10 protein-coding genes are annotated in these 9,786 nt (G+C 69.6%); 5 read left to right on the top strand and 5 right to left on the bottom strand.

Translation table 11 applies throughout. The features are described 5' to 3' along the window. Positions 1-128 precede the first annotated feature (128 nt). On the bottom strand, positions 129-857 hold the full coding sequence (locus ACIBH1_RS46710) for an SAM-dependent methyltransferase (protein ID WP_397320577.1): 729 nt from the start codon (positions 855-857) through the stop codon (positions 129-131). Next, entirely contained in the window at positions 838-1,626 is a 789-nt protein-coding gene (locus ACIBH1_RS46705; RefSeq protein WP_397320576.1) for a winged helix-turn-helix transcriptional regulator, read from the bottom strand. Before ACIBH1_RS46705 ends, ACIBH1_RS46710 begins: the two co-directional genes overlap by 20 nt. Here ACIBH1_RS46705 and ACIBH1_RS46700 point away from each other — a divergent pair. After that, positions 1,625-2,593 carry a class I SAM-dependent methyltransferase gene (locus tag ACIBH1_RS46700; protein ID WP_397320575.1) on the top strand — a complete coding sequence of 323 codons (969 nt, stop codon included), beginning with the start codon at positions 1,625-1,627 and terminating at the stop codon, positions 2,591-2,593. The genes ACIBH1_RS46705 and ACIBH1_RS46700 overlap by 2 nt on opposite strands. A 23-nt stretch (positions 2,594-2,616) precedes the next feature. Here the strand turns inward: ACIBH1_RS46700 and ACIBH1_RS46695 are convergent, their stop codons facing one another. Beyond that, positions 2,617-4,251: a hypothetical protein gene (locus tag ACIBH1_RS46695; protein ID WP_397320574.1), complete on the bottom strand. Its 1,635-nt coding sequence runs from the start codon at positions 4,249-4,251 to the stop codon at positions 2,617-2,619. Between ACIBH1_RS46695 and ACIBH1_RS46690 the strand changes: the two genes are divergently transcribed. Further along, positions 4,195-5,472, top strand: coding sequence for a hypothetical protein (locus ACIBH1_RS46690; RefSeq protein ID WP_397320573.1), 1,278 nt, complete (start codon positions 4,195-4,197; stop codon positions 5,470-5,472). The two genes, ACIBH1_RS46695 and ACIBH1_RS46690, sit on opposite strands and share 57 nt — an antisense overlap. A 78-nt stretch (positions 5,473-5,550) precedes the next feature. Here ACIBH1_RS46690 and ACIBH1_RS46685 read toward each other — a convergent pair whose 3' ends face one another. After that, positions 5,551-6,423 (bottom strand): MBL fold metallo-hydrolase, encoded by an 873-nt coding sequence (locus ACIBH1_RS46685; RefSeq protein WP_397320582.1) that lies wholly within the window; start codon positions 6,421-6,423, stop codon positions 5,551-5,553. 163 nt (positions 6,424-6,586) lie between these two features. Between ACIBH1_RS46685 and ACIBH1_RS46680 the strand changes: the two genes are divergently transcribed. Together ACIBH1_RS46680 and ACIBH1_RS46675 are read left to right on the top strand one after the other, a co-directional pair. After that, positions 6,587-6,988, top strand: a complete 402-nt coding sequence (locus ACIBH1_RS46680) for a single-stranded DNA-binding protein (protein ID WP_397320572.1) — start codon at positions 6,587-6,589, stop codon at positions 6,986-6,988. A 60-nt stretch (positions 6,989-7,048) separates the two neighbouring features. Further along, complete coding sequence (locus ACIBH1_RS46675; protein ID WP_397320571.1) at positions 7,049-7,492, top strand: MaoC family dehydratase; 444 nt, start codon at positions 7,049-7,051, stop codon at positions 7,490-7,492. Positions 7,493-8,062: 570 nt separating this feature from the next. Here ACIBH1_RS46675 and ACIBH1_RS46670 read toward each other — a convergent pair. After that, positions 8,063-9,304 (bottom strand): DUF1015 family protein, encoded by a 1,242-nt coding sequence (locus ACIBH1_RS46670; RefSeq protein ID WP_397320570.1) that lies wholly within the window; start codon positions 9,302-9,304, stop codon positions 8,063-8,065. A 51-nt stretch (positions 9,305-9,355) separates the two neighbouring features. Between ACIBH1_RS46670 and ACIBH1_RS46665 the strand changes: the two genes are divergently transcribed. Continuing rightward, positions 9,356-9,748 carry a tetratricopeptide repeat protein gene (locus ACIBH1_RS46665; RefSeq protein WP_181614675.1) on the top strand — a complete coding sequence of 131 codons (393 nt, stop codon included), beginning with the start codon at positions 9,356-9,358 and terminating at the stop codon, positions 9,746-9,748. The last annotated feature ends 38 nt before the right edge of the window (positions 9,749-9,786 follow it).

Here is a 9,786-nt window from a genome sequence, read left to right as displayed (position 1 = left end):
AGTTAAGCTTCTCTGCGCCGATGGTACTGCACTCGCCAGGGTGTGGGAGAGTAGGTCGCCGCCGCACAAATATTGATCAGAAAGGCCCACCCGGTCTCCGGGTGGGCCTTTCTGCGTTCTACGGGGACTCAGGCGGGCCGGGCGACGAAGACGCCCCACCCGAGGTGCTCGCGCTGCCACTCGAGATACGGGCGGCGGGAGTTGGCCAGGAACTCCTTCACCTGCTCGATCTCCTCGTCGTCGGGATTGTCGCGGATCCAGTCGCTGAGGGTCATCCACTGGCTGGCCACGTACCGATCCCAGCTGTCCTGGTCGGCCAGCACCATCTCGACGAGTTCGAATCCGGCGGCCTCGAACCGGTCCGCGGTCACCGCCAGCGAGGCGAACTCCGAGAACTCCTCGCCCTTCCCCTTCGGCGGAGGGGAGATCCAGTACGGTTCGCCGACGAGCGCCAGGCCGGACTGCTTGAGCGGCTTGCGGATCAGCTCCAGCGTGCCGGTGAGCCCGCCGCCGATCCAGGTCGCCCCGATGCACGAGACGATGTCGAAGGAATCCTCCTCCGCCTCGTAGGCGCTCGCGTCGCCGTACACGTAACTGACCTCGTCCTCGACGCCCAGCTCCACGGCTCGCTTCCCGGCCGCTTCCAGGAAGACGCGGCTGATGTCGACGCCGACGCCCCGCAGGCCGTACGCCATGGCCCACGTGCTGAGCAGCTCGCCCTTGCCGCAGGCCAGGTCGAGCTGGCGGGTGCCGGGGGCTATGCGGCAGATCTCGCCGAGCAGGCGGAGTTTCTCCTCGGTGAACGGGTTGAGGATGCGGTGGCCGGCTTCGGCGATCTCATGGAAGCGGAGTGACATGGTAGCCATCGTGGCCTAAGGCGCCGGATTCGGGCGAATCGATTTCCGGACGCTCGACCGGAGCGAACTTGCTGAGCAGGAACCAGCGGGGCTCGAAGGAGCCGCTGACGCGCAGCTGGTCGCGCCGCCTGGCCTCCGCCCAGGTGACGTCGCCTCGCCAGATCGCGGTCATGATGGGCAGCGGCACCTCCAGCCGGGCGGCGACGTCGTAGCCGGGGTCGAAGTCGCAGGTGTCGGCGCCGTCGCGGGTGAGCACGAGCCACCATTCGCGGCCCGCTCCCGGCAGGTCGCCGAAGACGACCTGGACGACGGTACGGCCGGTCGGAAGGGCGGTCAGGTCGACGCTGCGCCGGATGTCCCACATGAGCAGGTGCGGGTCGAGGTCGGGGTCGCCCAGATCAGGCATCCACCTAGTGCCCCAGGTGCCGAGCAGTTCCACCAGGGGTTGCAGCTCCTTGCCCGCCGGGGTGAGCAGGTAGCGCCCGTCGGGGGTCTTGACCGCTATGCCGTACCTGACCAGATCTCTCAGGCGGCGGCTGAGCAGCGTCGGGGACATCTTGGGCACACCCCGGCGGATCTCGTTGAATTGCTGGCTGCCGCACATCAGCTCGCGCAGGATCAGCAGCGTCCAGCGCTGATCGAGCAACTCGGCTGCCTTCGCGATGGGGCAGAACTGTCCGTAGCCCTTCATGCTCCATTTTGTGTACCAGTCGCGCTCCAGTTCCAGCACTATGCCGATATATCCCTGGACAGGGACCGTGGAGTGCATGACAGCAGAAATCCTTCTCAACCACGTCGCCGGATACGTCGGACACCGGACGGTCTCCATGGGGCTGCGCTCCGGCCTCATCGCCACCCTGGCAGAGGCGCCCGCCACGGCCGACAAGCTGGCCGAGCAGCTCGGCTTCGACCCCTTCTACGTCGCCACCTGGTGCAGGGGCGCCTTCGCCGCGGGGATCGTCACGCGTGAGGGCGACACGTACGGCCTCGACCCGCTCACCGCCGAGCTCCTGCTCGACCTCAACAGCCCCCGCTACGTCGGCGGCCTGTTCCCGCAGATGGAGCAGTACGAGTTCCTCACCCGCTTCGAGGAGGTCCTGGGCAGCGGCGAGCGGCTGTGGTGGGACCAGTGCCGCCCGGAGTTCATCGCCGGCGTCGCAGCCACCGGGACACCGTTCTACAACCGGCTCGTCCCCGACGGGCTCAACCGCATCCCCGGCCTGGCCGAGCGGCTGGAGGCGGGATGCAGGATCCTGGAGACCGCCTGCGGTGCCGGTCGCGGTCTCGTACGGCTCGCGCGCGCCTTCCCCGCCTGCTCGCTCACCGGCGTGGACGGCGACGCGTACTCGATCTCGCAGATCCGTGACGTCGACGCGACCCTCGTCGTGTCACCGCTCGAGGAGATGACCTTCGCCGAGCCGTACACGCTCGTGCTGAACAACATCTCCATGCACGAGTGCCGCGACATCGACGAGGTCGCCAAGCGGGTGTTCGCCGCGCTGGAGCCGGGTGGATGGTTCGTCATCTCCGACTTCCCCTTCCCCTCGACCGACGAGGGCCTCAAGAGCGTGCCGGGACGCATCATGTCCGGCGTGCAGTATTTCGAGGCGCAGATCGACGACCAGCTGCTGCCACGCGAGCGGTACGACGACCTTCTGGCCAGGCACGGGTTCGTGGACCTGGGGTGGTTCCAGCTGTCGCCGGTGCATGCCGTCACCTACGGGCGACGCCCTTGAGTCACGTGGGCATCACAGCCTTGCTAGGCTGGTGAGACCGGGCCACCCCACCACGGGTGGCCTTCGTCGCGTAAAGCGTCAGCCACGTGAATGGACCAGAAGTGAACAGAGACAACGGATCGGACGACGACCGCCGGCGCGAAGACTCCCCTCGGTACGGGGAGCGGCGCTCCTATGGCGGTGACCGGGGACGGGACTCCAGCGAGGGCCGTCCGTTCCGTTCTGGCGACCGGCCGCGCGACGAGCGCGGCGGGCGGCCGGAGGGCGGCTACCAGCGACGGGACGACCGCGGCGGCTACCGCGGGTCCCGCGACGACCACGGCCCGCGCCGCGAGGGCGGTCCTCGTGAAGGCGGTCCTCGTGAGGGCGGCCCCCGTGAGGGCGGTTTCCGTGGTCGTGACGACCGCGGGCCTCGTGAAGGGTCCCGTGAGGGCGGCGGACGTCCGGGCGGTTACCGTGACAACCCCGGCTCCCGTGATGACCGTGGTCCTCGTCGTGAGGGCGGCGGCTACCGCGACCGTGACGATCGTGGCCCGCGCCGTGAGGGTGGCGGGTTCCGTGACAACCCCGGCTATCGCGGCTCCCGCGATGACCGGGGCCCGCGTCGTGAGGGTGGCTTCCGCGACCGCGACGACCGCGGTCCGCGTGAGGGCGGCGCTCGCGAGGGCGGGTTCCGGGACAATCCGGGCTACCGTGGCGGTCCTGGCCGTGAGGGCAGCTTTGACCGTGGTCCCCGTCGTGAGGGCGGCTTCGACCGTGGTCCTCGCCGTGAGGGCGGCGGCTACCGCGACAACGCCGGTGACCGTGGCCCGCGTCGCGAGGGCGGTGGCTACCGCGACAACCCCGGCTTCCGTGACGACCGCGGTCCCCGCCGTGAGGGCGGCGGCTTCCGCGATGACCGTGGTCCGCGTCGTGAGGGTGGTGGTTACCGTGACAACGCCGGTGACCGTGGCCCGCGTCGTGAGGGCGGTGGCTACCGCGACCGTGACGACCGCGGCCCTCGTCGTGAGGGTGGCGGCTTCCGTGACGATCGTGGTCCGCGTCGTGAGGGTGGTGGTTACCGTGACAACGCCGGTGACCGTGGCCCCCGTCGCGAGGGTGGCTTCGACCGTGGTCCTCGTCGTGAAGGCGGCGGCTACCGCGACAACCCCGGCTTCCGTGACGACCGCGGTCCCCGTCGCGAAGGCGGTGGCTTCCGCGATGACCGTGGTCCGCGCCGTGAGGGTGGCGGCTACCGCGACAACCCCGGCAACCGTGACGACCGCGGCCCCCGTCGCGAAGGCGGCGGTTTCCGTGACGATCGTGGTCCGCGCCGTGAGGGCGGCGGTTTCCGCGATGACCGTGGTCCGCGCCGTGAGGGCGGCGGTTTCCGCGATGACCGCGGTCCGCGCCGTGAGGGTAGCGGTTTCCGTGACGACCGCGGTCCGCGCCGTGAGGGTAGCGGCTACCGCGACGACCGTCGCCCCTTCGCCCGTGACCGTGACGGTGACCAGCCCGGAGCGCGCGCCCGTTTCGGCAGGCCCGACCGCGAGGACGCGCCCCAGCGCGAGCGCCTCCCCGAGGTCGCACCCGACATCACCACGGAAGACCTCGACCGCGACGTGCGCGACGAGCTCCGTTCCCTGCCCGGCGACCTGGCCGACCTCGTCGGCCGTCACCTGGTCGCCGCTGAGCGCGCGCTCGCGGACGACGACCCGGAGAAGGCGCACGAGCACGTCAAGGTCGCCCGCCGGTTCGCCGCCAGGCTCGGCGTGGTCCGCGAGGCAGCGGGAATCGTCGCCTACCGCGCCGGCCACTACGCCGAAGCGCTGAGCGACCTCCGCGCGGCTCGCCGCCTGACCGGCTCCGACGCGTACCTGCCCGTGATGGCCGACTGCGAGCGCGGTCTCGGCCGACCCGAGCGTGCGCTCGACCTGGTCAAGTCCCGCGAGGCCGAGCGCCTCGACCGTGCGGGTCACATCGAACTGGCCATCGTCGAGTCCGGCGCCCGCCGCGACCTCGGCCAGCACGATGCCGCGGTCATCACCCTGCAGCGTCTCCCCGAGCTGCGCGACCCGCAGCCGCGCCCCTGGTCGGCCCGCCTCGCCTACGCCTACGCGGACGCCCTGGCCGAAGCCGGGCACCAGCAGGCGGCCGTCGACTGGTTCGCCCGCGCGGCGGCCTTCGATGAGGACGGCGAGACCGACGCCGCCGACCGCCACGCCGAACTGACGGGCGCGTTCATCGAGGACATCGAAGAGGACTTCGACGAGGACCTGGATGAGGACCTCGACGTCGACCTCGGCGACGTGCTTGCGTCAGACGCCATCGAGGTCGACGAGGTCAGCGAGGACGACGACGAAGACGACGAAGACGACGAGGGGGAGCGGGACGGCGACGACGTCGAGGACGACGACGAGGACGACGGCCAGGACGACGACGAGCGGGACGTCGAGGACGCGCTTGACGGCGGCGACGACGACCGTGAAACCGACGAACTGGACGATGAACTCGACGACGAGTACGACGCGTACGAGGACTCGGACCAGGACGATTCAGACCAAGACGAGGACGACTCGGACGACCTCGATGACGAGGATGACGACGACTTCGACGACAACGAAGACGAAGAGGGCGAAAGGGACGAGGACGAGTCGGACGAAGTGTCCGAGGAGACCGACGCCCCCGTCGACGAGGACCGCGATGTCTCCCTCGACGCGGAGCAGTCCAAGGTCAGCCCTTCGAACGCCCTCGACGGCGACATCGACGCCGAAGCCGACGAGCAGCGCAAGCGCGGTGTGACCCCCGCCTTCATCGAGCCCGTCTATGGCGACGTCCTCGACCAGCCCTCCGAGGACAAGGACAACAAGCAGGACGACGACAAGGGCGAGCAGAACTGACCCTGCGCCCGCTCCGCCGTACAAGAACGACCTTGTACGGCGGAGCGGCCACGGTCACCCGCACCCGGCTCCCGCCACTTACGGCGAGACCTTGCCCAGCCAGTGCATGATCCCCGCGACGTTCGACTCGGCCGGGCTGAGCAGTTCGAACCGCTCAGCAAGATCGTCGGCCTTCAGCGCTGCGTAGCGCTCCCGGGTCCGATCTCGGACCATGGCCACCGCGTGGTCGAGGTCCATGCCCTCCCCGTGCGCCTGCCGGGTCAGATCCACCCAGACGTTGAGCTCCTCTGCCGACCGCTCCAGCACGTCCTGGACTTCGGCGACCGGCCCGTAGTGGCTGAACAGCAACCGCTGGGGCTGCAGAGCCCGGAAGAGCGAGATCGAATCCAGTGCGGTCTGCAGGTCGAAGTCCGGTGGCGGAGTGGCCGGCCGTACATCGCCCGTTTCCGGGATGAACACCCCCGCCGCGTCCCCGACATAGAGGTCGCCGGTCGCGGAATCCACCAATCCCACGTGATGTTTGGCATGGCCCGGCGAGTAGTGGCTCGTCAGCTTCCTCCCGTTGCCGAGGTCGACGGAGCCGGTGTCGCCGAGGGCGACGATGCGTTCGGCCTCGGTGGGGGACATCTCGCCGAAGAGCGTGTCGAGCCGGTCGCCCCAGACCATCCGGGCGCTGGCCATCAGGCGTCCGGGATCCACCAGATGTCTGGCGCCCTTCTCATGCACGACGACCTGGGCGTTGGGGAAGTATCGGGCGATGTCGCCGACCCCGCCCGCGTGGTCGAGGTGGATGTGCGTGACGACCACGGTGGCCAGGTCGTCGGGGCCGACCCCGAGGGAGGCGATGGCGTCGCGCACCGTCTGCGATGACGTCGCGGTCCCTGTCTCGACCAGGCACGGCCGGTCGCTCATGATCAGATAGCCGGCGGTGATGCCCGAATACCCGGCCATTCTGGTGTCGATCTCGTATACGTCGCCGCCGAGGGCGGTGATGGTGTCGTCCACTGGCAACTCCCGACATGAACGGCTGTCCACAGAACGGCATTCGAGCCGCTCCGGCCTCCCCATCATCGTAAAGAGTGATCTCCGAATCCAACGCGACCGGGGAGGTCACATGGACCGCAACGAAGTGGTGCTGGTGGGACGCCTGTCAGCCGTGCCCGAGCAGCGATCGATGCCCAGCGGCGACACGCTCACCACCTGGAAGGTCATCGTCAAACGGCGCCCAGGCCCGGGCCGCAGCCGAAGGCCCTGCGACATCGTCCCGTGCGTCACCTTCGACCCCGAGGTCGCCGACGCCCTGGCGGCCATCGAAGCCCGCACCATGATCGAGATGACCGGCTCGCTGCGCTCCCGCATCTTCGGCCCCAATGGAGCCAAGGTCTGGCGCTACGAGGTCGAGGCCAAAACCGTCGCCCCCGTGGACCAGACGCCGTCGGAGCCATCCCCCGAGCCCCCGGGGCCGTCGGAACCCGCCGCCCCGCGCAGCGTCTCCGACCTCGCCGGTGTGCCGTGACGGTCGTTGACCACGGAAACATCAGACCATTAGCTTGGGCCCTTTGACGACGGAGGACTCATGACGGTGCACGAACCCGCCCTCGGACGCTACTACGAGGATTTCCAGGTGGGCGATGTCTACCAGCATCCCCTCGGCCGCACGATCAGCGAGGCCGACAACACCTGGTTCACGCTGCTGACGATGAACACCAACCAGAACCACTTCAACGCGCACTTCGCGGAGAAGGCCCCGGTCGGCAAGATCATCGTCAACTCGGGCCTCACCGTCGCCATCATCCTGGGGCTGTCCGTTATCGACGTGAGCCAGACGGCGCTGATGAACCTGGGCTGGGACAACATCCGCCTCACCCACCCGGTGTTCATCGGCGACACCTTGTACGCCGAGTCGCTGGTGACGGAGAAGCGGGAGTCCCAGTCACGGCCTTACGCGGGGATCGTCACGTGCCGGACACGGGGCTCAACCATGATGGGGACGAGGTCCTCTCGTGGACGCGCACGGTAATGGTCTACAAGCGATCGGCACCGCACGACAAGGGCTACTTCCCGGTGGCGAAGAACGGGCCGATGGCTTGAGCGCGGGTGGGGGGGGGGGGGGGGGGGGGGGGGGTGGTGGGGGGGCCGGGCGGGGGGGGGCCCCCCCCCCCCCCCCCCCCCCCCGACAGGGAGTCAGTTTGCGCGTGGCCAAGTGCAAGGGGTCGGTGACCTGCCGTCCTCCGAGCCCAAGACGCGATCAAGACCGGTGGCTGAGGCAAGGGCGCTCCAGGTAGGCGTCCCGGCGCTAGCAGGCCTGCGTGTGCCCATCAACGTGCCTGAGCCTGACGCTCGCGGGCATGCGTCTGGCATCAGGGGCCTTCCGGCCACCAGTGAGCCTGCGCCTGGCATCAGTGGCTCGCGTCTGATGCCGGTGCGCCTGCGTCTGGCATCGGTGGGAAGTCAACGGGCGTGCGGCTGGCATGAGCGGGGCTGCATCGACGTCGGCGGGCGTGCGCCTGACGCGAGCGGGCTCTGCATTGACGTCGGCGGGCGTGCGTCTGACACTTAGCGCTTCCTCAAGCCAGCAGCGGCGCCGGTCCTAGTCGATGTCGAAGGTCCTCAGTACCAAGCCCGTCCGAGGCTTCGGGCCGAAGGAGGTGGACTTGCGAGGTACCCGTTCCCCCTCTGCCGCCACGGCGAGCACCTCGCCGACCGCCAAGGCCCGCAAGATGACCGCCGTGCCCTGCGTCTCCACGGCCAGCCGTACGGCGGCCGCGGCGTCGTGGTGCACGATCCGCACCGAATGCTCGTCGTCCTGCATGCCCCACACCTTCGGCAGCACGAACTCGGCCAGGACGGCAGTGTTGAGCGCGTTCCAGCGGTCCGAATGCTCGGCGGGCATGGCGTGGGCGAGTTGCAGCGGGTCGGGGTCGGCCATGAGGTGGAAGCCGTCCTCTCCGCCGAGGAGGAAAGCGGGTTCGGCGGCGGCATCGAGGGCTTCCAGGCCGGCGGGGAGCGAATCGAAGTCGTGTACCTGCCAGGCGCCCTTGGCGCGGGCGGCGGCCTCCGACAGGGCCAGCCCCGGGATGACGCGGTGGATGGCTTTGAGGTCGGGCGGGTAGGCGTCGGAGTCGACGAGGAGAGCGAGACCGAAGTCCCAGGGGCCGTCACCGCGGCCGGCGGCGCGTTCGCGGCGCTGCAGCTCGCGGTAGGTGGCGTAACGGTGGTGCCCGTCGGCGATGAGCGCCTGCTTGCCGTGGAGGTGGGCGTTGATGTTCGCGATGGCGTCGGGGTCGGTGACGGCCCACAGGCGGTGCCGTACGCCGTCGGAGGTCTGCGTGTCGACGAGAGGCTCGTCTGTCATCGACAGGTCGGGGCCGCCGGAGTAGAGCAGGAAGATGGGCTCCAGGTTGGCCTGGGTGGTGCTCATGAGCGCCAGCCGGTCGGCCACGGGGCCCGGCATGACGTTCTCGTGGGGGAGCACGATGCCCTGCGACGGGTCGGCCAGGCCGACGTCGCCGATGAGGCCGCGCTGGAGCACGCCGGGCCCGCTCTGCTCGTAGACGTAGAGGCCGGGGGTGTCGTCGGGCACCAGGACACCCTTGGCCAGCCATTCCTGGAGGGTGTCGCGCGCCTGGTCGTACCTGCGGTCGCTGCCGCTGGGCAGGATCAGGCGGACCACGTTGTCGGGGTGGAGTTCGAGCAGCTCGTCGACGTCGGAGTCGGAGATCAGATCGTAGGGTGGGGAGGTCACCTTGGCCGGGTCGTCCACGGCGAACCGGACTCCGCGGAACGGACGTAGCACGAGCCCATCGGGCACCGGCAGTTCGGGTGTCGCCATATCGGGCATGTTCCCACATAGCCGGTGGAAGTCGTGAGGAGGCCCCAGACCATGACCGATCCCGAGGGTGATGTTTACGACTGGTATCAGCGCGGGGTGCGGTTGCTGAGCGAAGGGAGCCCGGCTGCCGCGGCTGCCCTCCTCGAGCGCGCCGCACTGGCCGAGCCCGAGTCACGCAGCATTCGTGAGGCGCTGGCCAGGGCTCAGTTCAATTCGCGGCAGTATGCCCTGGCCGCCGAGAGCTTCCGGAGGATCGTCACGGCCAACCCGGCGGAGGATTACGCCTACTTCGGGCTCGGGCTGGCGTTGTGGCGGACGGGGGACATGGAGGGGGCTCAGGAGCCGCTGGCGATCGCGGTCGCCATGCGGCCCGACGAGCGTCACTACGCCCAGGCGCTGCGCAGCGTCCGGGCCACCTTGCAGGCTCGTCGGCGGAGCGCGTGACGGGTGGCGGTGTCGGGTTGGCCCGGAGCGCCGCCGGG

The organism is Nonomuraea sp. NPDC050663, from assembly GCF_044456985.1.
Classification (GTDB): Bacteria; Actinomycetota; Actinomycetes; order Streptosporangiales; family Streptosporangiaceae; genus Nonomuraea.
The sequence above is the reverse complement of the archived record's forward strand: the minus strand, read 5'-3'. Positions and strand labels throughout refer to the sequence as shown.